The organism is Vibrio sp. HENC-03 (genome assembly GCF_000305755.2).
Taxonomy (GTDB): Bacteria; Pseudomonadota; Gammaproteobacteria; order Enterobacterales; family Vibrionaceae; genus Vibrio; species Vibrio owensii.
Genome location: NZ_JH976064.1, coordinates 572,178 through 595,883, shown reverse-complemented (window position 1 = coordinate 595,883; position 23,706 = coordinate 572,178). Strand labels below are relative to the sequence as shown.

The window sequence follows — 23,706 nt, the reverse complement described above, 5'->3', positions numbered from 1 at the left end:
GCGCTGAGTCGCTATTTCGAGGAGCGTAGTCGGTAGTAGGTCTCAGTATGATTGCCACTTTTCGCTTTAACGTTATTGGTCTTTCCCTGTTCATTTTTGACAGGGCTGAAGGTTAAAATGATGCCGAAAGCTTTGTTCTCGAACTCGTTTTCCGTCATTGGAATGAAAGTAAATGAGGGTTGACCTACCATCTGAGCTTTTAATGCCCCATCATCAATGAACACCTCTACCACCTTTTTGCCATCCAAGGCTTTGTATGTTCCCGTGAAGGCCTTAAGTTGCCCTTCATTCATTGTCATGTTTGGGCGGTCATAATCTGGCAATTCAACCTTCTCATCACAGTACAAACCGACAATATTTCTCACAATGTCGTCATAAGTTTCATGAAGTCCGTTGATTGAGATGACTATCGCAACATCTTGTTTGGGGAAGTACAGCATTGACGAGCGATAACCTTCCAAGAGACCATCGTGTCCATAGCGCTCAAGTTGCGAGTATTCAGGGCTGTAAATACCAAAATACTCCTTCGTCATCATTTGCACTGCTTCTTTCGGGAGCAACTCACCTTGGAACAGTGCCCGAATAAACCGAGAAACATCGAGTGTTGTTGACGTAATGCTCGCCGCTGCGCCTGTTACGGTTGGCGACCAGTGTGGTGTGATTGCCACCCATGCGTTGTTCCAGTAATAAAACGAAGTAATGTGAATATCGCACGCCTTAAGATCGAGACAATACTGAGTGTGCGTTAAGTTCAATGGTTGCGTGATTTGAGCGCGGAGTACCTCGTCAAAGCCCTTTCCCGTCACTTTTTCAATGATATAGCCTAGCAAAAGGTAATTTGCGTTTGAGTATTCATATTGACTACCTGGTGGAAAGTTAGAGGGTAGCGCTGCCAATCTCGTAATCATTTGTGCTTGCGTTTGAGGTTTTGTGTAGTAACTCAGAAAGTCGGGTTCATCAATAAAGTTCACCAACCCAGAGCGGTGTTGGAGCAAATCTCTGATGCTGATGTGCTCAGCGTTGCTAATCTCAGGAAAGAAGTCGTTCAGTTTGGTGTTCAAACTAAGCTTATTTGCTTCAATTAACTGCATCACCATGGTAGCCGTCATGGTTTTGGAGATAGATGCTACTTTGTATGGGCTTGAGCTGTCTGCAGGAACATAACCACGGCTGGCTAATAAACCAACTTTACGGTTTGAGTAACCAGTTTGTTTGTCCAGCACCACGTTACCTTTATCCAAAATAGTGAAGCTGCCCATGGCTTTGTTATATGTAAAGAGATCGTCGATATAACTGTTAATGACGGAGAGTTTGTCTTCCTGTGCTTGTACTTGTGTTAGGCACGAGAGCGTAGCAACTAAGGCAATAGCGGATTTGGATGCAATTCGAGAAAGTGTTCTTTTTAAAATCAAGGCGCTGTACAGAATGGAGAAAGGATAGAGAGAGTATAACGCCTGTGGAGGACAGGCGTGTAGTTTGTCGATTCAGAGTGGTGTGTACGCCGGAAAAATCACTGACTAGCAAAGAGTTTTATAAGTTTGGCACAGAAATAGCCCAAAATGATACCTATCCAGTTGGTGCTTAAATCATCAAAACTGAATGAGCGAGTTTCGATAAACAGCTGACTAAACTCTTCAAGAGAAACAATACACAGCAGAATAATCAGCAGGCGAATGCCAAACATATCTGCTTTTGTTGCCTTCACCCATTTAGGGAAATTAAACACCGCAAGAAACCCAATCAATAGGCTAAAGGTGAAGTGTAACGTGCTCGAACCACCGACGTAGTTCTCCATGCTTTGATACATGTTATGGTCGATGTCTGAGCTCTTCCAAAGTGATAAAGACACGGTCAGTAGCAGTACGCCAACAAAGCTCACTCTCGCAATCGTATTTGTCATGTTTACCCCACAGGAAAGAAGCCTAAGTAACGTTTCACAAAATACAGCGCGGCTAGATTTTGAATCGCTAAGCCAATCGCGATGGCCCAAGCTGCCCCCAGAACGCCATAGAATTGAGATAGAGCAATTAGCAGCAAGATAGAAACAACACCAGACACTATAGTGATGTATTTCATCGTTTTTTCGTGCCCGCTCATGAGTAATAGGAAACCAACCGAGCCTGTTGCCACGTTGATTAATTGCCCTAAAGATAGTGCGATAAGGAGTGGGGCAGCAGCAACAAACTCTTTACCAAATAACTGCATAACAAACTCAGGGAACAAGACACAAACAACCACCGGAATGGTTGCGGCTGCGATATTCGCACGACACGCAAGGCGGCTCAGATTACGTAATCGATCCATCTTGCCCTCTTTGTAGAGTGAGGCAAACATAGGCGCGACAACGAAGTTGATGGTGATGAGGACAAAGCCAATGAGCAATGATGTTCTCTGTGCTGCGGCAAGTAAGCCAAGCTCAGAAGTTGAGATGAAGAACCCTGCAATGACTAAGCTTCCCCACTGGACCAAATTGGTGAAGATACTTCCAATCCAGACTTGTTTGGCTGAATAGGAGAGTTCGCTGTTTGCACTCGTTTTTCCATGCTGGTATTCGCCAGAACGAACCCATTGAAGCGTCGACTGTAACGCAACAATCGCTGCTGCAACTAAAAGTAAGGTCATCAACGTATCTGTAGTGATCAACAATGATGGCCTTGCAGCAACAATCAATAGCACCATAAGAAAGCTGACGCCCAATTGCAGTGCGATAAGAGATGAAATCATTCTCTTGCTTGCTTGGAGTACTCGACTGTTGGTTTGACCGATCACGAGAAGAGGAATAGCCGCAAGCGCGAAGATAAGGGAGAAATCAGATACGTTAGTGGTGTTGAGTTGGCGTGGGAACGTGATAAACGCCAAGTAAATAAGAGCACATGCAACAAAGCTGAACAAAAGGCTGCGTATTAAAGCAATCCGATAATTGTTACTTTGCTCACTCCTGTTTTGGCTTTTAAACGCAATGGCATTGAACTTAACCAAAGAAATATTGAAGCCCAATTGAGCAATAATGGCGACTAAGGAAACAAGGTTAAACAGATAAAAGAACTGACCCGCGGTGTTGGCGTCAGAGTATCTTGATACTACTAGGGTGAGTAAGAAAGCGAAGAAAGCGGCGAGGGCTTTTACTATCCCGGTCGCGGCACCGAGTGAGAAGAACTGCTTCTTTTCACTCGGTAAGTTTTGGAGCTTTTGACTAATGGATTGAAGCATAGAAAACCTTAGTTATAGATGCTGTTTAACGCCAAACGTTGCTTCTCTTCACTGAACGCTTCGTTGAGCCCAATCGTGTATGGATGAAAGTCAATTTCATGGTAATGGTTGATGCAATGAGTCAACTGCTTCGCCATGTCATGAGGACTTTGTGCTAAGAACGGATAATTCAGGTCTTTCGTTGCGCCGATAGAGCGAATCACCATAGGTAAATGCATTTTTGCTGCCTCAAGGATGGTGAGTGGCATTCCTTCCCAAGCGGCGGTATGCAAATACAAATCTGAGTTTTTCAGTAAGCTCACGACTTCATTACGTGGAATCATCCCTGTTACTGTTATCTCATGACTACGCAACTGATCTTCGAGTTCAGTATCACCTCCGCCAATCCAAGTGATATCGAACTCGCGTGTTAGGTCGGATTGCTTGATATGACTTAACGTGTCGAGCAGGAATTGCGGATCTTTTTGTGGGGCGACTCGGCCAAGCACTACAAGTTTTAAGCTGGATAGCGTTTCGCTTTTTGGTCGTTCGTTACTCTCATAAGTGACGTAGTTATTGAGCAACTCTGCTCGTTTTGCACCAATGCTGACAGCCAAATCGCACTCACGCTGACTGCAACCTGCGACAACGTCAATCTTGTTCATTTGGACTTTTTCTAACGTCTTATATACGTAGCGAGCAAAACCGGAGATATCTTCACGCTCAAACGCATAACAATGTGGTGTGTAGATTAAACGGGCATGTCCGGTCTTTAAAAAGCGTCCTAAAAAGCCAGCTTTACTAGAATGCAAATGAACGATATCTGGCTTTAATTCACTGATAAAGGCGTTCGCATCTTTCATAAATTGTAATAAGCCACCTTCGACCCATTTCGTATGTTGGAAGACATGATTACTGGACTCGTTCGTCATGTCATTTGAGCGTGCACGGGCGAGCAATGAGTGCTCGAAAGGTTCAGAACGTGATGAATGGACATAACTATATAGTGCAGTTTGAACCCCGCCACCAAAGGCTTCGGTAATGTGTAATACTTTTCTCATGCTGACTTCGTCCCTGGTGTTTGCTTCCACTTATTTTTGAAAGCTTCACGCTCTTGTTCTGAGTAGACGTGGCGATAAAGAGGGAGGTCATACATGTAAAAAAGCTTGGAAAAGTCGTAGTGTTCTTTGAAGTACTGGTGGATGTTGGAATACCACTTGTTCTTTGCTTCATTACTGTTTTTAAGAATGAAGTCATCAAGTTGAAGAAACTCACCAATCTCTTGATCGAGTGAGCTCAGTTGCTCACATTTGATCAGGATAACGCTCGCTTGATCGTTGTTAAACGTATAGAAAGGTTGTGTGTTATCCAGTTCTTGGCGTAACACATCAATGTTGAAGTTGCGCTTAAGTTCGTTATCAAACCAGTTAGCGAAGTAATTCAGGTTGATGTAGTTATCGAAGCAATGCTCCAAGTGTTTGTAGGTTACATCCATATCGCGATGAATCGCGTCATTTTTCTTACCTTCAATAAACTGAAGATGTAAGTCTTGGAAAAATCGAGAGAAAACGGTCGCGATAGGATCACGAACGAGTGTAACGATTTTAATGTGTTCGCGTTTTTGTAAGATGCGTTTACGTTTGTTTAAGACTAAGCGATACATGGCGCGATTTTTAAAATCAAAGAACTTACTTACATCCTTTTTGTTGTGATACATGTGAAATTCTTCATGATCATCAAAGGTATGGATGTGGTAACTCGGTATTTTTCTTTCACCTAACGTGTGCTCAATAGACGAAGAGCCGACTTTGCCCATTTGATAAACCAATACGAAATTGTCGGCTTGAAGTTCTCGGTTTTTTTCAAATTGTCGAGAGATTGAATATTTCATTTATCCTATCCTTGATAACTATAAATTCGTTGTTCCGCGGCGTTTATTGATTGTTTGTTATTGGCGGAATCGGTAATTCAGATTGATGGTGATGATCAGTTTGTTTTTGCTGTTCTGTCTGAAGACTATGATGCCGTTTTTTGCTCATCATGACGGGTAGTAAAAGTATTAAAATGATGGTGGTGTTAACGGCAACGAAAAACACCATAATCAGTGCATAGATGGAAAGTAATAGGCTTTTTCTGTTGTCTTTCAATGTTTTGAAGCAAAACTTCATAAATAAGAAATAACCACCAAACAGCAAAGCGATACCAAGCAAGCCATATTCGATTGAAGTGTCGAGAATGAAGTTGTGGGTGTAAATCGCGAGCTCATCGTAATTGAAGTAGTTGATCATATAGTTAGGTAGCATCTTTGCCCCAACGCCTAAAATAGGGTGTTGAAGTAAGATGTCTAAGCCATTTGCTAGCAGCAATTTACGGTGTAAATTGGAGACCCAACGAGCTTCACTTTGATTCGCAAACAGGATGTCTTCTTGGGTTATTTCAAGCTTGTCTGCGAATTGATCAAAGCCAAAATAAAGCGTGGTAGAGACGGTTGCCAATACAATTAAGGTGCTCGCGATTAATACTGTCCATGTATAAGTCTCGCTAATAGTCTGGCGTATCAGCCGTTTAATAAGCAATTGATCAACAAAGACTAATAAACAGAAACCGAGCAGTGCTTTTCTCTCTTGTGAGAGTAGAAGTAGAGTAAAAGCAAACAGCATTAAGAAAGGGAATGCTCTAATTCGGTCGCGATACAAATAGAGTAGGGAACAGAGTACGCCGAAAGCATACTTACTTACGCCAAGTAGCTTAAAACCGCTGTGGTAACCTTGCGCGAAGTGCCATGCTGCCACCAGAGAGCAAATCAGCACAAGACAATAAGTGAGGTATACCATCACCCGTTCATCATCAAATACTCTATAGGCGAACAACACACCTAATAAACTGAGGATCGCTATCCACTGTACCGTCTCGGTAATCAACGGTAGTAGAGGTACACGGTTGAGAAGGCCATTGATAAATACGTAGCTGGTAAACAGCAGTAAGAAGCCGATACAAGGGTGAAACAGCTTATGCGCCTTACCTTCAATCACCACAAGCGCTGCTAATCCTAATGACAGCAAACTCGCAATATCAGACGGTGCTAATGCAACTCCACCGGCTCTAACTTTTACTGGAACAAAGAAAAGAGACAGAGTTATCGCCGCCAGTAGAGCGACACGGTTACTTGCTGGCGCAAAGTTGTTGGTAAATACCATAGTATCCATCTCGGAACTTGTCGATAGTGTAGAGCTTGGCGCGATTCACGGAATATTCGCTTGCTTGTTGGTAAAGCTCTGCGGTGTTACATAGCTGCGTGAGTTTCTCGGCTAGTTGGTCTGGTTGGCCGACTTTAAAGAGGTAAGTATCGCTACCCATGACTTCATCTAGCCCAGGCACATCAGAAGAGAGAACTGGTAGACCGGCTGCCATGGCTTCAACCGCGGCTAAACCGAAGCCTTCCACATGTGAAGACTGGACATATACGTCCATATCAGACAAGAAGGCGGGAATGTCCGAGACAACACCATGGAAGTGAACGCGCTGAGTAATATTGAGCTCTTGGCTTAGAGATTCGAGTTCACTTCGCTTAACGCCATCCCCCGCTAAGTGGAGATGGTAGTGTGAGGGGAGTTGGGCAGTGGCGCGAATCAGCGTTTCATGATCTTTGTGTTCATGCAGACGACCCACCATTCCGATGTTGATCGTCGATTTGCCCATAAGTTGACTGCCTGATTTTACCGTAAGAGGAAAGCGAGCTAAATCCACACCGTTATGCACGACACGGTATTTATGTTCAAAATGCGGCATGAACTTAACCAGCTCTTCTTGTACTTTTTCACTGATGCTCACTGTAAGGTTATGGCCGCGATAAAGCAGGAACTCCATAAACTTAAACAATGGGTAGTCACGACGGCGATTATATGAGCAATGCTCGGTCTGAATTCGCTTTTTACCAACAGCGAGTAATGCGAGGTAGATTGATGGGTATAAATGCCCATGCACGAGATCTGGCCAGCGCAATAGCGTCCATTTCTCTTTGAGGGAGAGGGTCTGCCAGTTAAAGCATTCAATGTTCTTGGAAGAGAGTTGCTCTAAATAATCGTTGTCATCACAGAGTACGAGAACTTTGATCTCATACTCAGATGTGTGCCCCATAACCAAATCAACGAGAAACTTTTGAGCGCCGCCGTTCTTAGATAGATCATTGATAATGTGAAGTATTTTAGTTTTCATGACTTGGCCGCTAGATACTTTTGTTTGAACTTTTCAATTTCAGGCGCGGTAAAGAAATGCCTAGTCAGCGTTGACGAAAGCATTTCTTCAACAAACTCGGATTTTGGCTGGTATGAGCTTTTAAACTCTTTAATCAATGGCGAATACCATTTGTTGTCGGCTTGGTTTTCGTGAACGACTGTGACGTCTTGTTGCAGGAATTCACTAATGGCTTGTTGTGATTGATCGAGCTTATCGATACGAATCACCATGAGTGAGAAGTTACGATTTTGATAGGTTTGATAACCAAGCTCTTGATCGAAAGGCTGAGCGAAAACATCGATGCCTGTCAGCGCTTTGATTTCATTATCAAACCACTGGAGCGGATATTGGTGGTTTACGTGTTCTTCAAACGCTTCATGAAGCAATTGAGGGCGTTCGGAACGCACTGCACTGTCGTCTTTCAGGTACTTATCCGCCATCCAAAACGGCAGTGATTGAAAGAACATAGAGATGTTTCGGCCCACTGGTTCTCTCACTAGGGAGATAATACGTACTTGTTGTTTACGCTTAAGCAAATTGACCATGATGGTTCGTTTCAAAATGCGTTTCACATGGTTAGTGATGGGTTTATGCAGTTGAGCTCGAACGGGTGAAATCTGTTTGCCAGCTTCAATCGACATCAAATCGTGCAGGTGAAGCGAATTTGGGATCGACTTTTCCAGTGCGCTAGAGCCCACTTTGCCCATTTGATAAATGAGTACAGGTTCTGCTTGGCTTTTGAGAAGCTGATACCACTGCATACTTTGATTAGTAGGCGTATTTTTGGACATAAAGCGCTTCTCCTTCCTTAGATTTTGCTTGAGTGATCAGAACGCCAAGTGATGGTATTGAATGTTGAATTTGTTTGGATAACGCCACGTTAACCAGTGATGCTTTGGTGGATTCAGATCGAATGACCGTAATCAGCCCGTTGGCTTTTTGGCCAAGGATTAACGCATCGCTCACTGAGAGCAGTGGCGGGGTGTCGATGATGATGCGGTCGTATTTACTCTTGAGGTATTCAAGAAGTTTTTCGAACCGTTCGGAAGCTAATAACTCTTGCGGGTTTGGTGGAATAATGCCTGCTGGCAACACATCCAAGTTCGCTTCGTCACTACGAACAATACACTCACTCAAAGGCGTATCCATGGTGAGGATATTGGTCAGTCCCGGGTTTGATTCAGGAAGATTGAATCGCTTAGCCAATGATGGTCTGCGTAAGTCGCAATCAATAAGTAGCACCTTCTCCATCGTCGAGAAGGAGACGGCCATATTGATGCTGGTGGATGTTTTGCCTTCTTCCGGTATAGCAGAAGTAAAGGGCAATACTTTTTGTTTCGTGTTGGTCAATCTCAGCAAGAGTGAGGTTCGAACCGAGCGACAAGCTTCACTAAATAGCTTTTCATCCTGATCTAAGTATGCCGAATAGGTCACTCCGCCTTGTTTTAAGCTGCGCTTTTTCACCTTTGGAATAGTGCCAAGGCAAGTGACGCCAAGTTTGTCTTGTACATCCGATGAGGTGCGAATCACTTCTCGCAATGTTTCCAGGATAATCACAAGCGCACACGCGATAGTGAAGCCAAAGAGCGTAGCAATCAGGACTAACTTCATGCGTTGAGGTGCAATAGGGAAGAGTGGCACGATTGCAGGATCGGTAAATCGCGCCGTAACGTTTTTGTAATCGCTGGTTGCGTTCGTCTCTTTTTCGCGGTTTAAGAATGCTTCGTACAAGTCTTTGTTTGATTCCACTTCGCGCTTGAGTTGCTCGTAACGCGCTTTTTGTGAGCCTAACATTTGGAAGTCAGACTTCTTACTGTCTAGTTCTGCTCGTAATAGATCTTCTTGTGACTTAGCAGCGAGTAAGTCTTGTTGTTTACTAAAGGAAATTTCACGAATCAGTCGTTGTGTTCTTGCTTGAATCGAAGCTAACTGTGCTTTCGCTTGAATCATACGATCGTGTTTTGGACCGTATCGTTGAGAGAGTTCAGAGACGTTTTTTGCCGCTTGAGCTTCTGAAAGCTTTAAATCACGGATCTGTGCTTGGTTGGCAAATTCGTCGATCGACAATAGGCTATCTAAGTCTTGAGATGACTTACGTTTTAGCAATTCGATCAGCGTTTGGGCTTCGATACGTTTATTGACTGCGGCATTCAATTTACGGTTGAGCTCCTCGAGTTCATTGGCGTAAATATCATCAATGCCATTAATATCGATGAGTCCTTCCTGCATCAAGAAGTCTTGTAAAGCTTGTTCAGAAGCTCTCAATCGTTCTTCAAGCTTCTGTGAGTTATTGGTTAACCAAGTCGCCGCATTTTGTGTCACAACGAGTTTTGCTTCGAAATTAGCGTCGATATAAGCCTGACCAACGGCGTTTGCGATGGTTGTCGCTAATTGAGGGTCAGTCGAGCGGAAACGAATTCTCACCAACTGCGTATTGCGTACAGGCTCAATCTCAAGTTTTCTCTTGAAGGTTTGGAGTGCTTGATAATAAGGCTTACTGTGTTGCGAGGTTTCCTTTGGATTCGGTGCAACATGAAGTAAGTCCTGTACAAATGGGATGGCTTTTACTTCATCTATCTTCTGCTTCAAGCCGCTGGCACTGGTAAACTCCGGGTGCTTGGTCAAGTTCAACTGTGTGATCACTTTGTCTGCGATATGGTTTGATTTCAGGATCGCAATTTGAGTTTGGAAGTACTCTTTTTTGGTCGTATCTACACCGTAAACTTCCTCTATCGAAAGGGCGCTTTTTTGTTCTTCTTGGATAAGAAGGGTTGCCGTGGCTTGGTATACCGACTTCTTAGAATAGATATACCAAGTACAGGTCAAAGAAAAAATGATGGTGAAAGCGAGAATGCTCAGCCAGTTTTTTTTGAGTGTTCTAAAGTGATGCCCAAAACGAATCAACTCGACGTGATTCGAAGAAGGGTGAGTAGAATGAGTTCCGTTCATTGAATTGCCTGTCATTAGAAGAAGCTCTGATCGATAAATACAATGTCGCCAGGTTCTACAGAGCGCTGCATGCTGACGCTTTCCACGGTTTTACCCGTGTTGTGTTGGGTTAGGTTAATGCTTTTGCGAGAGGCTCTATCGGTTAGGCCACCGGCAAGGGCGATAGCTTTCTCTATGGTTAAACCGGGTTGATATTCAAATCCACCAGGTTTTCTCACTTCGCCATTAACGTAGAAAAGTCGAAAACTATTGATGGTTACCATCACCTTTGGGTTAATCAGGTAGTCGCCTTTTAATCCCGTTTCTATTTCGTATTTAAGCTGTTTAGGGGTTTTGTTGATGGCCTTGATGCGTCCAAGGTATGGGTAATCAAAATAGCCGTCAGAAGTGATCAGGATGTTCTTTATGGAAAGATCTTCCTCGCCGTAGACCTGAACCGAAATGGTGTCACCAGTGTCGAGTAAGTAATCTTGCTCATTGGCACTGGCAAAAGAAGGTGTGCTCAGAAGCACAAGTACCAAGCCAAATAACGTTGCTAGTAAGTTCATTCACATTCCTTGTTACAAAGAGAATCGAGCACTAAGAGACCAAACGTTTTGGTCAAAGCTGTAGCCTTGCCAGTTGGAGCTCTTATCTTGGTAGCGCCAATCTGCTTGAAGTAAAACCCATCGTTTGATTTGGTAGTCGAGCCCTGCAGAGAGGGCATAGCGGTCTTCTTTACGAGTGATACCGGTGTAGTCATCCTCTTGATAAAGCGCACCTAAGCGTGTCGTGAGATAACTATTCCAATCGTGCTTGAGGTTTAACAGATAGCGAGTTTGTAAGTCGTAATCACCATCTTGATCTGGACTCACTGCGGCTTGAGTGGTTTTGAGCGTAATCAACGAGTGCTCTTGAGGTAGCCACTCTAATCCGATGTCCCAACTGAAGCCGTTAAAGGTCTCGCGTTGATGGCTGTCAAAGTCTTTAATTTGATAACCTAAACGGGCGATACCTTTGGTTTTCCCTGTGACTTCCCACTGTGCGCCGGTGTAGTAGAAACCGGAGTAACTGTCTTTTGATGGCACTGAAGGATTGTCTGAAAGGTAATCTGTGCTCATTTGTTGAGTACCAATCAACCAATATGTTCTTGGTGTTGCTCGAAGATAAAACTCTAAGTGCGCGTTTGGGGCGCGAAAGTCGTTGTATTTTGTCTTGGCGTCAGGTTTTCCCGGCAAGCCATCACGGTAGTTTTGGTAAGTTTTATCTCGATAGCCAACACCCAATTCCAGCCTACCTTTTGAGCCTTCAGAGCCAAACACATAGTTTGTTCTCAAGTCGTTACGATGAAACTCAACCGGCTCGTTTAATAAACTGCCTTGCCCTTCGGTAAAGTCTTCCCCTTTTTCTTCATGCTGCGCACGAAACTGATAGTCAACCACTAGACGATTGCGGTGGTTGAACTCGAAAAAGTTGGTAAATTGAAAGGTGTGGTCATCGTAATCATTCTGGTCATCGGAAGAGAAACCAGCACTCAGCTTGTACAGGATGTTTGCTCGATATTGATTACGTTCAATTTTAGCCAGCAGGGCAGGCTCTACTCCCCAAATGTTGACCGATTCGATGTTTTCTCCACGATCGGCCTTGTTGATGTTGTCATCACCTTCATAGAACACGCCTAAGGTCGGGATGAACTCAATCCCAGAATCCGTTTTATACGCCATTGGGTCAGCGTTCGCAGAAAGCGAAGCCAAAGCAATCGACACAAAACTTGCCGCTTTTGTCATGTTGATGAACTTAGTACGCATTGGAACCGGTAAACCCTTTGAAAATCGTAAGGAAGATGATCTTGATGTCCATCCAAACTGACCAGTGATGGATGTAGTCCAAGTCGAACTCGACGCGTTTTTCCATCTTGTCGAGCGTGTCTGTTTCACCACGATAGCCATTGATTTGCGCCCAGCCAGTGATACCCGGTTTTACTTTGTGGCGAAGCATGTATCGGTCGACTATCTGGCGGTACTCTTCGTTGTGCGAAACCGCATGAGGACGTGGGCCTACGATGGACATTGTGCCTTGAAGAACGTTGATAAATTGCGGTAGCTCATCAAGAGAAGTTCGGCGAAGAAACCCTCCAAAAGGCGTGATACGTGGGTCATTCTTGGTGGCTTGTTTAACGTCGCTGCCTTGTTCCATGGTGGTCATTGAGCGAAATTTCCAGACCTCGATTTTTCTTCCATCTAAACCGTAGCGGAATTGTTTGAAGATAACCGGACCTTTAGAGGTCGCTTTTATGCCGATAGAAATGGCGAGCAAAATCGGAGAGATAAGTAGCAAGATGATGCTAGATAAGATGATGTCTTCTAATCTTTTTACCCATGATGAGATACCTGCAAATGGCGTATCAAATACACTCAAGGTTTGAACTTGGCCGATTTGATCCCAGCGCGAATGCAGTAAGTTGTAAGTGAAGAAATCAGGGATGAGATAGGTATTAGCAGTGGTATCCGAAAACTGGTTCAGGAACGACGCAATACGCTCATTAGCGTGCATTGGCATCGCAATGTAAACATAATCGACTTCACCACGCTTTGCTCTTTCAAGTGCTAGCCCAACATTGCCTTTGATTGGGTATTCCGACTGAGGTAAACGGTCCTTGGAGCGCTCGTCATAGAAACCATCGAATAGTACCCCATGCTCTGTATGGCTCTCTAGCTCATTAGCAAGGGTTAGCCCATGTGGCGTCTGGCCAATAATGATTGCAGTGCGCGTGTTATAGCCCATCTTTCTCATGTAAGCCAAAGCGGCGCGAAAGAGTGTACGCCAAGAAAGCAGAAGAACAGGAGTGATTAATAGCCAAGTCGCAAGAATATAGCGCTCAAACAAGGTATGAACGTGAGAAAAGTACAATACCATAAACAAGAATGTACAGGTCACAAGCCATGAGACACAAACGATGAAGACTTGGTCTTTGAATGAGCTGGTTCGCCAAGAGCGGTATAGCTTGCCACTTTCAGCAATGATGAAGAAAGTCACACTGCTGACGAAAGACAGAATAACGTAATCCTTTTCAATCGACGTATTGGCGTCATTCAGAATTAAAAAAAGCATGAATGAGACGATGACTGCAAGGTCGGTGAGGCGATAGAGAAATGCAAATTCCACCTCATGAGAACGAATAAGTCCTTTATGTTTCATATCCTAATTTCCTAAACGGTACGCTACCGTTCTTTAGCGGCCAAAATTGATGGTTTTAACTTAGTGTTTGAATAGACTGAAAGTATTCAGATGCCTAGCTTCCGACGTACAGACTTATGCTCTTATATTTTGAAGATAAGTTTAAAAAGTTGTGCTATTTGGGTAAGTGGAAATAAGAATGAAATTTTGAGGTTGGGTCGAGTTTAGAGGTTTAAGACAAAGTTAGTACTTAGCCAGTAGGAATGAGGAAAAGTATTATACGGAGAGTTTTACCATAAAAAATAAGGCTTAATAGATGTCTTATCGAAGGGGTTATTTATTTCCATTGAAATTAATGCTTTAGTTTCGGAAATAAAAAATCCCTCTCAGATGAGAGGGATTAGTAGCAAGCAAAGGTGAAAGAGTTCTTACTCGAAATCTACGCCGTTTTCTTTGTGTAGTCGGCGGCATGCACGGCCATCGCTGTGGAATAGATGACAACGATACGCAGGGATACCAATTTCAAGTTTGTCACCAGTTTCAACTGGTAGTGTGTCTGGTTGACGGTAGATAACGTCAGCGTCTGCGCCTTCCAGGTTTAGGTAAACCTGAGTTTCGTTACCTAGTTTTTCAACGATCATCACTTCACCGTGAATCGTCGCGTCAGCTTCAACCGCTTGAACTAAGTGCTCAGGGCGAATACCTAGTGACATACGGTCACCACGGTTAACTGTTGTGCCATCGACTGGAATCCAGAACGACACACCGTTAGAAAGCTGTACTTTTACGCGCTCTGCTTCGACTTCTTCAATGAATACACTCATGAAGTTCATTTTTGGAGAACCGATGAAACCAGCTACGAAACGGTTTTGTGGGTAGTGGTAAAGCTCAAGAGGCTTACCAACTTGCGAAACGTAACCGCCGTCTAGAACAACGATTTTGTCTGCCATGGTCATTGCTTCAACCTGATCGTGCGTTACGTAGATCATGGTACAACCAAGTTGGCGCTGAAGTTTCGTGATTTGAGCACGCATGTTTACACGCAGTGCTGCATCCAAGTTTGATAGTGGTTCATCAAGAAGGAATACGTCTGGCTGAGACACTAGCGTACGACCGATAGCAACACGTTGACGCTGACCGCCAGAAAGTGCTTTTGGTTGACGGTCCAGTAGGTGACCAAGCTGTAGGATTTCAGCAGCGTGTTCTACGCGCTTGTCCATTTCTGCTTTGTCTGCTTTTGCTAGTTTCAGACCAAATGACATGTTGTCATATAGGTTTAGGTGTGGGTAAAGAGCGTAAGACTGGAATACCATACCAACACCACGTTTGGATGGTTCTACGTCGTTCATGCGCTGGTCACCAATATACAAATCACCTGAAGTAATGTCTTCAAGACCGGCAATACAACGTAGCAGGGTAGATTTACCACAACCTGATGGCCCTACGAAAACCACGAATTCACCTTCGTGGATTTCCAGATCTACGTTCTTAGAAATCAGTACGTCGCCATACGCTTTACAAACATTTTTTAACGTGACACTCGCCATGTAGCTCGTCCTCGATCAATTTTTATTATTCACCGCTCATCATTATATGAATTATCTAGCGAGCAGTAACAGTAGGAATCGGTAAGTTATTGTGATTGGTAAGAAAAACAGGGTAGTACTCCAAATGTCCTGAACTGGAGCACTACCCACCATAGCCAAATACGAGTTTCTCTCCCCCACATTATTCGTGTTGTCTCCCCCGTGAAATAATTACCACAAACAACACCAATAATGACATTCCACTCGTATGGCAATGAAAAACCAGCAAATCTTTTTTACCTATAGGGTAGGTACTGCTGGGAAAGGGTTCTTACCATCCACTCTTGGATGACTGCAGTTTCTAAGATTGTGTTCACTGCTACATCCTCCTAATCGAAATAATTGTAGGGGGAGTAGGCAGGGAGGAGGCAAAAAGTAGTAGTAGAGGTGGAGTTGGGCGGAAGTCACATTATTGCGCGACCTAAAGTTGAATTCGATCACAGGAAGTATTCATTTTGTGATTTGAGTCTCTAACCCTTGGCGATTCAGATCACGAAAATACGTCATAATTGCAAGGGCGTAGGGATTAGGAGGATGAGACATATGGGATTATTTCAGATGATATATGTCGAAATACGGCTGAACCTCAATGGACTAGCCCTACATCAAAAATATAAAAAGGATACGAACATGAAAAAATTAAGCGCTGCAGCACTAGGTACTCTTGTTGCTCTGGGCTCTTTCGGTGCAAACGCTGCCATCGAAGAAGGACAACTTACTATCTGGATCAACGGTGATAAAGGCTACAACGGTCTTGCAGAGGTTGGTAAGAAGTTTGAAGAAGACACTGGTATCAAAGTAACAGTGGCTCACCCAGACGGCCTACAAGATAAGTTCCCTCAAACTGCAGCGACAGGTGATGGTCCTGATATCGTATTCTGGGCACACGACCGTTTCGGTGGTTATGCAGAAGCTGGTCTACTTGCTGAAGTCAAACCTTCTAAAGAGGTTCAAGAAGGTATCGTTGATTTCGCTTGGGATGCAGTACGTTACGACGGCAAATTGATCGGCTACCCTGTAGCGGTTGAGTCTCTATCTCTTATCTACAACAAAGATCTAGTTCCAAACCCACCTAAGACTTGGGAAGAAGTTGCTGCGCTAGACGCAAAACTTAAGAAAGACGGTAAGTCTGCAATTATGTGGAACCTAAAAGAACCGTACTTCACATGGCCACTAATGGCTGCTGATGGTGGTTACGCATTCAAGTACACTTCAGCTGGTTACGATGTTAAAGATGCTGGTATCGCGAACGAAGGCGTGAAAGACGCAATGAACTTCGTGAAAGGCCTTGTAGACAAAGGGGTTATCTCTGCAGATATGGACTACTCAGTATCTGAGTCTGCGTTCAACCAAGGCACTACGGCGATGACTATCAATGGCCCATGGTCATGGGGCAACATCGAGAAGTCTGGTGTTAACTACGGCGTAACAACGCTACCTAAGTTCCAAGGCCAATCTTCTAAGCCATTCGTTGGTGTTCTAACTGCTGGTATCAGCACTGCATCACCTAACAAAGACCTAGCAGTAGAGTTCATCGAGAACTACCTACTAACTAACGACGGTCTACGTATGGTTAACAATGATAAGCCACTTGGCGCGGTTGCTCTAAACTCATTCCAAAAAGAGCTAGATTCAGATACTCGTATTGCTGCAACAATGGACAATGCGATGAACGGTGAAATCATGCCAAACATCCCACAAATGAACGCATTCTGGGGTGCTGCTAAGAACGCTATCATCAACGTTGTTGACGGTCGTCAAACTGTAGATGCTGCACTAGCAGATGCAGAAAAACAAATGACTAAATAATTCAGTAATACCCTTTTAAGGAGGGGGCAACTCCTCCTTACTTTTCTATTTTTATCCTATATTCGCTAGCAGGTTCCCTATGCAGTCAGTTCAAGGTACAAATGCTATGACAGCACCAGACGCCAGCCTTCCGAGCAGCAAAAAAGTGTTTATCAAGTGGGCACTATTGGGCACAGTCGGCATTATCAATGGCTACGCAACAATCCTTATGTATTCTCGTGGTGAGATTGCGTTTGCACTCCTTACGCTCATTCTTACCGCTTTAGCGCTATTTATTTTTGGTAGTAAAAAGACCTACGCTCATCGCTATATCTACCCAGGTATTGCGGGGATGATCTTATTCATCCTTTTCCCTTTGGCTTATACCATAGGTCTTGCATTCACTAACTACAGCGCAAAAAACCAACTCTCTTTTGACCGTGCGCAGACCGTTTTGATGGACAGAACGTACCAAAGTGGCGACAGCTACCCGTTCACTCTGTACAAAACTGAGCAGGGTCACCAAATTGTAGTGAAGAAAGGTGAAGCGCTTTTAGCAACACCAACCTTTGAATTGCAAGGTTTCTCTGCAACGGATTTAGACTTAACACCAATCACAGAAGCGACAGGCGATAAAGAACCGATTAAAACGATCGTTAAAAACCGAAGTGCTCTGAGTGGCGTTGATTTACACATGCCGAACGGCGATGACATCCGTATGAGCGGTCTTCGTAAGTTTGCGGCAGTTGTTCCTCTTTACACGCTGCAAGACGATGGTGAGACGCTATACAACAATCGTACTCAAGAGACACTACGTCCTAATATGGATGTGGGCTACTACCAACCAGTAGACGAAAATGGTCAGTTTGTTGGTAACACGGTTTCTCCAGGTTTCGTGGTAAACATCGGTACGCACAACTTTGAACGTGTTTGGAAGGATGATGGCATTAAAGAACCGTTCATCAGCATCTTTATCTGGACGATTGTTTTCTCTGCGTTGACCGTTGTTTGTACACTGGTTATCGGTTTGGTACTTGCAAGTGTCGTTCAGTGGGAAGCCTTGAAAGGCCGCTCTGTTTACCGATTACTGCTTATTCTTCCGTATGCGGTACCAGCGTTTATCTCTATCTTGATCTTTAAAGGTCTCTTCAACCAGAGCTTTGGTGAGATCAACATGTTGTTGGAGGGGCTGTTTGGTATTAGCCCTGCGTGGTTCTCAGACCCATTCATGGCGAAAACCATGATCCTAGTGGTTAACACTTGGTTGGGTTTCCCTTACATGATGATTCTTTGTATGGGGTTACTGAAAGCTATTCCTGAAGATCTGTACGAAGCATCGGCTATTGATGGCGCAAACTTCATCACTAACTTCACTCGCATTACATTGCCGATGATGCTGAAACCATTAACGCCACTGTTGATTGCTAGCTTCGCGTTTAACTTCAACAACTTTGTACTTATCCAGCTATTGACGGGTGGTGGTCCAAACATGATTGGCACATCAGAGCCAGCAGGTTACACGGACTTACTTGTAAGCTACACGTACCGCATCGCATTTGAAGGTGCTGGTGGTCAAGACTTCGGTCTAGCAAGTGCAGTTGCAACGCTTATCTTCCTATTGGTTGGCGCACTAGCACTATTGAACCTACGTGTTACTAAAGTAGCTCAGGATTAAGGAGACAGAACAATGGCAATGGTACAAGGCAAGTCATTAAAATACCGCGTTTGGGCTACACATATCGCAATGTGGGCGTTCCTAGCACTGATTATCTTCCCACTGTTGATGATCATTGCGATCTCATTCCGTGAAGGTAACTTTGCAACGGGTAGCCTTATCCCAGACAACCCAACGCTAGACCACTGGAAACTGGCGCTTGGTATATCAGTAACAAACGCAGATGGTTCAATTACACCACCTCCATTCCCAGTCATGACTTGGTTATGGAACTCAGTAAAAGTTGGCGGAATCTCAGCTATCTTGATTGTGGCGCTATCGACAACATCAGCTTATGCGTTTGCTCGTATGAAGTTCAAAGGCAAGAACACTATCCTGAAAGCGATGATGATCTTCCAAATGTTCCCTGCAGTATTGGCATTGGTTGCCCTATACGCATTGTTTGACAAGCTAGGTCAGTACATTCCGTTCCTAGGTTTGAACACCCACGGTGGTTTGATCTTCGCTTACTTAGGCGGTATTGCGCTTCACGTATGGACAATCAAAGGCTACTTTGAAAGTATCGACTCTTCATTAGAAGAAGCAGCAGCGCTTGATGGTGCAACGCCTTGGCAAGCATTCCGTCTGGTACTACTTCCACTGTCAGTGCCAATTTTAGCGGTAGTGTTTATCTTGTCATTTATCATGGTGATAGGCGAAGTTCCGGTAGCATCACTACTGCTATCTGATGTAAACTCGTACACTCTTGCGGTTGGTATGCAGCAGTACTTGTACCCTCAGAACTACTTGTGGGGCGACTTTGCGGCAGCAGCAGTGCTTTCAGCTGTACCAATCACAGCAGTATTCTTACTGGCGCAACGCTGGCTTGTTGGTGGTCTAACGGCTGGTGGTGTGAAAGGTTAATCTTGGTTGGTCACTAAGATACAAAAGAATAACTAGAAAAGGGCGACCATTAGGTCGCCCTTATATTTAGCAATCGATATTACGCTTTTGGTTTGGCCGCCGATCAGTAATATCTCGCTTTTATTGGCGTTACGCATAGCTGGCTGTTAGCTTAGTTCCTTACGCTTTAATCACTAACAGTTTCTTGTAACCATAACCTGAGTTTAGACTCAGGTTTTTTTATGCCTATAGATTCACTTTGTCTTTATAACAGACACAGACTAACCAGTTTGCAATGCATTACACAGTGGCATCCGAATGCCGTGCGTATCACTTCACATAATTAGTGTAGGGGTATTCGAAAGGGAACGGTGGTGGAATCAGGGGAGGGCTTTAAAACTCGCGGCTAGATGGCGCACAGCCTACATATTGCAGAAGTGTGTACAAACTCTCCTGTTGTAATGCGACACGACGGAAAAGATCGGCAAATGTGGTATCGCCACCAAAGCAAGTCTGGATGTAGTGGTTAATTTCGTCTTCGTTATAACCTTCCACATACATGGTGCGCACCCATTGGTACTCGACCGCCTTTAAATTGGTCAATGTCTTTTCACTTAATGTGGTCTCTTTTAATCTCAAGATCCAAACTCTATCCAACACTAAAATTGTGCGTGGATTTAATCAAATCAAAGTGAAAGATTTATGACAATTTGAATCTAGTGTGAAGTGAATGACAGAACCATGACATTACTTCACACATATGGGGAGCAAACGATTACTTAATAATCAGTTTGGGGCTTTTGGGGTGGGGCAAGTTATTTGAATTGTTTGAGCTATTTGAGATATTTGACGTGCGCCTCCATCTCTTCGCCAATTTGCTTACGCATGTTCATCAAGCGAATAGCCGATTGTTCTAGTGCTTTGTCTTCATCCGACTCAGGAATCCACTTCGGTACGTCGGTTGGTTTTCCGTCTTCATCGACCGCAACCATGATGACGATACAATGCGTCGTTAGGCGGTTTTTTAACTCTTTTGGATCGCTAGCTTGTACATCAATCGCGATATGCATTGAGCTACGACCTGTGTAAATGACCTTCGCGCTGACTTCGACTAAGTTACCGACATGAATCGGCGCAACAAAGCGAATACCACCCGCATACGCTGTGATGCAGTACTTGCCACTCCAAGCCGCGCTGCACGCGTAAGCGGCCAAGTCGATCCATTTCATCACGGCGCCACCATGCACTTTACCACCAAAGTTTACGTCTCCCGGTTCAGCAAGAAAACGAAGGGTAATATCTCTTTGACCACTGCTCATCTGTCATTCCTTTGTGCGTTGTTACTCACTTCAATGTATCAATAAGGAATCGATACTGGAATAGCTAATGCAACAAAATATTAACTTTTCTATCAACGTTTCAGATAAAGTCGTCAGATACTAAAAAGCCACGCTAAAGACCGTGGCTTTTGAGATTGAATTACGATGTCGCTGGTGGTAAATCTGGGCTTGGCGATTGTATCTTCCTGCGAATCTTAATTTGCGACAAGATAACACCAGAAATAACCAGCATGCCGCCAATGATGTGGTAAACATGCACTTCTTCGCCGAGCATAGTTGAAGCGAGGGCTACCGAAACCACAGGCATCAGGTTCATGAACATGGCACTAGAATCCGCGCCAATCAAATCAATTGCTTTCACCCACATCAATGGGGCAAAGATAGACGCCGCAATACCCGCGTAAGCAATTAAAGGTAATGCGCTTTGGCTTGGCAGAAGTTGATCACTGCTCAACCATAACGGAGCAAGCATGACCAATGAGAAAAAGCCCTGCATGTAAACCAGAGTCATGCTGTTGAATGGCATCTTCCAGCGCTTAAGTAACACGCAGTAAATCGCGTAACAAAGTGCAGCAAGAAGCATCAAGCTGTCACCTTGTGTCATATCTTGATGTAGGAAGTAGGTAATATCGCCATGACCAAGCATAAACGCTAAGCCGCCAAGCGAAATCACGCCGCCCGCCACGCTCAACATAGAAATTGACTTACCTAGCAAGGGTACGCTCAGAAAAACACTGATAAGAGGAACAAGAGAAGTGATCAGTGCCATATTCGATGCTGTCGTCGTCAAACCTGCGTAGTAGCCCAACGATTGGTTTAGCACCATACCAAGCAGCGCAAGGCACGCGAGTTTTGGCAAGTAAGGGCGAATGACATGACGTTGGCGGATTACGGCAGGTAAGCAAAATGGCGTCAGAAGCACCATAGCGACAAACCAACGGTAGAAACTCATTGCACTCGGTTCGATGGCACTTGCTGCCATTTTATTTACGATGGAATTCCCACCCCAAATCATGACAGTAAAAAACGGAAGCAAATAAACCATGAGAACCTCATCGCACAATAATTAATGGCGCTAGTCTGACAGGTCTTTATAATGAAAAGTATCTCTGGAAAGACATCGTAAGCGATAGGAAGACAATTTTGACAAAGAGCACGAGGAATCTTCATCCTTCATTATCAATTGAGCAGGCACCATCAGATGTGTTTATGAATTTTGAAGCCTTTCTGTCGAATACTGAGACTCGGATTCATAGTCACCCTTGGGGACAAGTGCAGTTGATAAGTGGCGGCATTCTAGAAATGGATGCAGAAGACACACGCTTTTTAGCACCACCACATCTGGCTATTTGGGTGCCGGCCGGAATTCGTCATACCAGCTATAACCGTAAACCATTGGAATACTGCTCTTTAAATATCGCACCAGAGCTGACGCAGCATTTCCCATCAAAGACCAGTTTGATCAAAGTAACACCAATAGTGTCTGCAATTGTGGAAGACTTTCGTCAGCGCGACATTAACGTGGCAAAAAGTGAAGAAGACAAACGCATCGTACAGGTACTGCTTGATCAGTTAGCTAAGCAAGAGGTTGAGCATCATTTCTTGCCAACCACAGACAACAAATATCTGGAACCCATTCTAAAAGCCGTCGAAGAAGCGCCAACGGATGAAATTAGTTTAGGCGAGTGGGCGGAAAAGGTGCACACCACGGAGCGTACTTTGGCTCGTCATTGCCAAAGTGAGTTAGGGATGAGTTTTACTGAATGGCGATTACGAGTTCGTTATCTGCATTCAATGGAGCTATTAAGAAAAGGGCAAACGGTAAAAGAGGTGGCGTTGACGTTAGGCTATAACCAAGCCAGTCCTTTCATTGCAATGTTCAAGAAATACTCCGGCATTACACCGGAGCAATATAAGAACCGCTTGTTATAGCTGAGCGAGCACGTAGTCTAAGCCGCCTACAACTGCTGCAACTTGAGCGTCGTTACACTCTTCATCAGTTACTTTCGGGCTGTCTGGGTAAACTTCTGTAGTGGTGCCGTAAGTGCAGTTGGTTACGCCGCCACACAAACCCAGTTTCATCATTGGGTAATTAATCACGCCAAACTGAACCACTGGCGAGCCAATGATTTCGCCTTTATCGTCAGCAGGTGCAATATGCGTTACCTTCGCTACTGACTCGATGACTGCTTTTTGGAACTCAGGTTGCGGGTTTTCTGTATCACCAACTGTGTAGAAACCGTCTGGGATCATGCCTTCGATGTATTTAAGGCCATCACGCGCCGCAAGTGCAGGGCGGAATTCAGTTTCATCAGAATCGGTGGTCTCGTGCAGGTCGATGTGCATTAGAACATCACCCAAGGTCGCAACCAGTTTCATCAAGTTTGCTGATTCTTCCGCAGGGCTATCTGCATAGAAAGAGCGGTTTGGATCGATCGCATTTGGGTTCCAGCGGTTAATCACTTCGTAACCCCAAGGGCTAACACATGGTGCAACGACAATGTTGAAGTGCTCTGCGTAGCGTTCTGCTTGCGTATCAACAAACTTCAGTGCGCCGTGCACGCCACTTGTTTCGTAGCCGTGTACGCCGCCAGTGACCAAAACAACAGGTTTTGCTGCATCCCAGTTACGAGTCTTGATACAAAACAGAGGGAAGCGTGCCTCGTCGTAAGAAAGTGCGCCGTATTGCTCAACATCAAAACGCTCGCGAAGGGCATCAATTTTGGTCACGACTTCTTCTTGGTAGCTACGTTTTACGTCACGTTGCTCACACCAAGCTTTGCGTTCTGCTTCGCCCCATGGTTGACCTGGGGTACCGACTGGGTAAGTGTATCCGCTTTTCATCTATACTTTTCTTTTGTGTGCTTGAAAGGTAAGACAAGACTAGTCCTGTCTCAAAGCCACA

General features: G+C 44.4%; 21 protein-coding genes. 4 read left to right on the top strand and 17 right to left on the bottom strand.

Going from position 1 to position 23,706, the window contains the following annotated elements; translation table 11 throughout:
• Positions 1 to 11 precede the first annotated feature (11 nt).
• The 13 genes from VCHENC03_RS20575 to malK all read right to left on the bottom strand — a co-directional run bounded on the left by VCHENC03_RS20575 (position 12) and on the right by malK (position 15,077).
• Entirely contained in the window at positions 12 to 1,412 is a 1,401-nt protein-coding gene (locus tag VCHENC03_RS20575; RefSeq protein WP_032802130.1) for a serine hydrolase domain-containing protein, read from the bottom strand.
• 98 nt (positions 1,413 to 1,510) lie between these two features.
• Entirely contained in the window at positions 1,511 to 1,900 is a 390-nt protein-coding gene (locus VCHENC03_RS20580; protein ID WP_009704871.1) for a VanZ family protein, read from the bottom strand.
• Between the two features lie 2 nt (positions 1,901 to 1,902).
• Positions 1,903 to 3,210 carry an oligosaccharide flippase family protein gene (locus tag VCHENC03_RS20585; RefSeq protein WP_009704870.1) on the bottom strand — a complete coding sequence of 436 codons (1,308 nt, stop codon included), beginning with the start codon at positions 3,208 to 3,210 and terminating at the stop codon, positions 1,903 to 1,905.
• 8 nt (positions 3,211 to 3,218) lie between these two features.
• A complete protein-coding gene (locus VCHENC03_RS20590; RefSeq protein WP_032802129.1) occupies positions 3,219 to 4,250 on the bottom strand; it encodes a glycosyltransferase in 1,032 nt (343 codons plus the stop codon).
• Positions 4,247 to 5,080 carry a putative capsular polysaccharide synthesis family protein gene (locus VCHENC03_RS20595; protein ID WP_009704868.1) on the bottom strand — a complete coding sequence of 278 codons (834 nt, stop codon included), beginning with the start codon at positions 5,078 to 5,080 and terminating at the stop codon, positions 4,247 to 4,249. The genes VCHENC03_RS20590 and VCHENC03_RS20595 overlap by 4 nt, the downstream gene beginning before the upstream one ends.
• A 43-nt stretch (positions 5,081 to 5,123) precedes the next feature.
• The gene (locus tag VCHENC03_RS20600) at positions 5,124 to 6,386 is read right to left on the bottom strand and encodes an O-antigen ligase family protein (RefSeq protein ID WP_009704867.1); all 1,263 of its coding nucleotides are present in this window, start codon (positions 6,384 to 6,386) and stop codon (positions 5,124 to 5,126) included.
• Positions 6,352 to 7,404, bottom strand: a complete 1,053-nt coding sequence (locus VCHENC03_RS20605) for a glycosyltransferase (protein WP_009704866.1) — start codon at positions 7,402 to 7,404, stop codon at positions 6,352 to 6,354. Before VCHENC03_RS20605 ends, VCHENC03_RS20600 begins: the two co-directional genes overlap by 35 nt.
• Positions 7,401 to 8,216 carry a putative capsular polysaccharide synthesis family protein gene (locus VCHENC03_RS20610; RefSeq protein ID WP_009704865.1) on the bottom strand — a complete coding sequence of 272 codons (816 nt, stop codon included), beginning with the start codon at positions 8,214 to 8,216 and terminating at the stop codon, positions 7,401 to 7,403. The genes VCHENC03_RS20605 and VCHENC03_RS20610 overlap by 4 nt, the downstream gene beginning before the upstream one ends.
• Entirely contained in the window at positions 8,194 to 10,389 is a 2,196-nt protein-coding gene (locus VCHENC03_RS20615) for a GumC family protein (protein ID WP_032802127.1), read from the bottom strand. Before VCHENC03_RS20615 ends, VCHENC03_RS20610 begins: the two co-directional genes overlap by 23 nt.
• Positions 10,389 to 10,922 carry a polysaccharide biosynthesis/export family protein gene (locus VCHENC03_RS20620; RefSeq protein WP_005441171.1) on the bottom strand — a complete coding sequence of 178 codons (534 nt, stop codon included), beginning with the start codon at positions 10,920 to 10,922 and terminating at the stop codon, positions 10,389 to 10,391. Before VCHENC03_RS20620 ends, VCHENC03_RS20615 begins: the two co-directional genes overlap by 1 nt.
• 12 nt (positions 10,923 to 10,934) lie before the next feature.
• Positions 10,935 to 12,161 (bottom strand): outer membrane beta-barrel protein, encoded by a 1,227-nt coding sequence (locus tag VCHENC03_RS20625; RefSeq protein ID WP_009704863.1) that lies wholly within the window; start codon positions 12,159 to 12,161, stop codon positions 10,935 to 10,937.
• Entirely contained in the window at positions 12,151 to 13,551 is a 1,401-nt protein-coding gene (locus tag VCHENC03_RS20630) for an undecaprenyl-phosphate glucose phosphotransferase (protein ID WP_009704862.1), read from the bottom strand. The genes VCHENC03_RS20625 and VCHENC03_RS20630 overlap by 11 nt, the downstream gene beginning before the upstream one ends.
• A gap of 407 nt (positions 13,552 to 13,958) precedes the next feature.
• Positions 13,959 to 15,077, bottom strand: coding sequence for a maltose/maltodextrin ABC transporter ATP-binding protein MalK (gene malK / locus VCHENC03_RS20635; RefSeq protein ID WP_005441167.1), 1,119 nt, complete (start codon positions 15,075 to 15,077; stop codon positions 13,959 to 13,961).
• 669 nt (positions 15,078 to 15,746) lie between these two features.
• Here malK and malE point away from each other — a divergent pair.
• From malE to malG, 3 genes are all read left to right on the top strand, one after another.
• On the top strand, positions 15,747 to 16,925 hold the full coding sequence (gene malE, locus VCHENC03_RS20640; RefSeq protein WP_009704861.1) for a maltose/maltodextrin ABC transporter substrate-binding protein MalE: 1,179 nt from the start codon (positions 15,747 to 15,749) through the stop codon (positions 16,923 to 16,925).
• Between the two features lie 79 nt (positions 16,926 to 17,004).
• Positions 17,005 to 18,579, top strand: a complete 1,575-nt coding sequence (gene malF / locus VCHENC03_RS20645) for a maltose ABC transporter permease MalF (protein ID WP_009704860.1) — start codon at positions 17,005 to 17,007, stop codon at positions 18,577 to 18,579.
• Positions 18,580 to 18,591: 12 nt separating this feature from the next.
• Positions 18,592 to 19,482, top strand: a complete 891-nt coding sequence (gene malG, locus VCHENC03_RS20650) for a maltose ABC transporter permease MalG (RefSeq protein ID WP_005441164.1) — start codon at positions 18,592 to 18,594, stop codon at positions 19,480 to 19,482.
• A gap of 372 nt (positions 19,483 to 19,854) precedes the next feature.
• Here the strand turns inward: malG and VCHENC03_RS0125425 are convergent, their stop codons facing one another.
• From VCHENC03_RS0125425 to VCHENC03_RS20660, 3 genes are all read right to left on the bottom strand, one after another.
• Positions 19,855 to 20,100: a hypothetical protein gene (locus tag VCHENC03_RS0125425; RefSeq protein WP_027726536.1), complete on the bottom strand. Its 246-nt coding sequence runs from the start codon at positions 20,098 to 20,100 to the stop codon at positions 19,855 to 19,857.
• Positions 20,101 to 20,294: 194 nt separating this feature from the next.
• On the bottom strand, positions 20,295 to 20,780 hold the full coding sequence (locus tag VCHENC03_RS20655) for an acyl-CoA thioesterase (protein WP_005441158.1): 486 nt from the start codon (positions 20,778 to 20,780) through the stop codon (positions 20,295 to 20,297).
• Between the two features lie 160 nt (positions 20,781 to 20,940).
• Positions 20,941 to 21,846: a DMT family transporter gene (locus VCHENC03_RS20660; protein ID WP_009704857.1), complete on the bottom strand. Its 906-nt coding sequence runs from the start codon at positions 21,844 to 21,846 to the stop codon at positions 20,941 to 20,943.
• Positions 21,847 to 21,944: 98 nt separating this feature from the next.
• Between VCHENC03_RS20660 and VCHENC03_RS0125420 the strand changes: the two genes are divergently transcribed.
• On the top strand, positions 21,945 to 22,733 hold the full coding sequence (locus tag VCHENC03_RS0125420; RefSeq protein ID WP_032802126.1) for an AraC family transcriptional regulator: 789 nt from the start codon (positions 21,945 to 21,947) through the stop codon (positions 22,731 to 22,733).
• On the opposite strand, the gene VCHENC03_RS20665 is transcribed toward VCHENC03_RS0125420, so the two are convergent.
• Complete coding sequence (locus VCHENC03_RS20665; protein WP_009704855.1) at positions 22,728 to 23,645, bottom strand: M14 family metallopeptidase; 918 nt, start codon at positions 23,643 to 23,645, stop codon at positions 22,728 to 22,730. The genes VCHENC03_RS0125420 and VCHENC03_RS20665 overlap by 6 nt on opposite strands.
• Positions 23,646 to 23,706 lie beyond the last annotated feature (61 nt).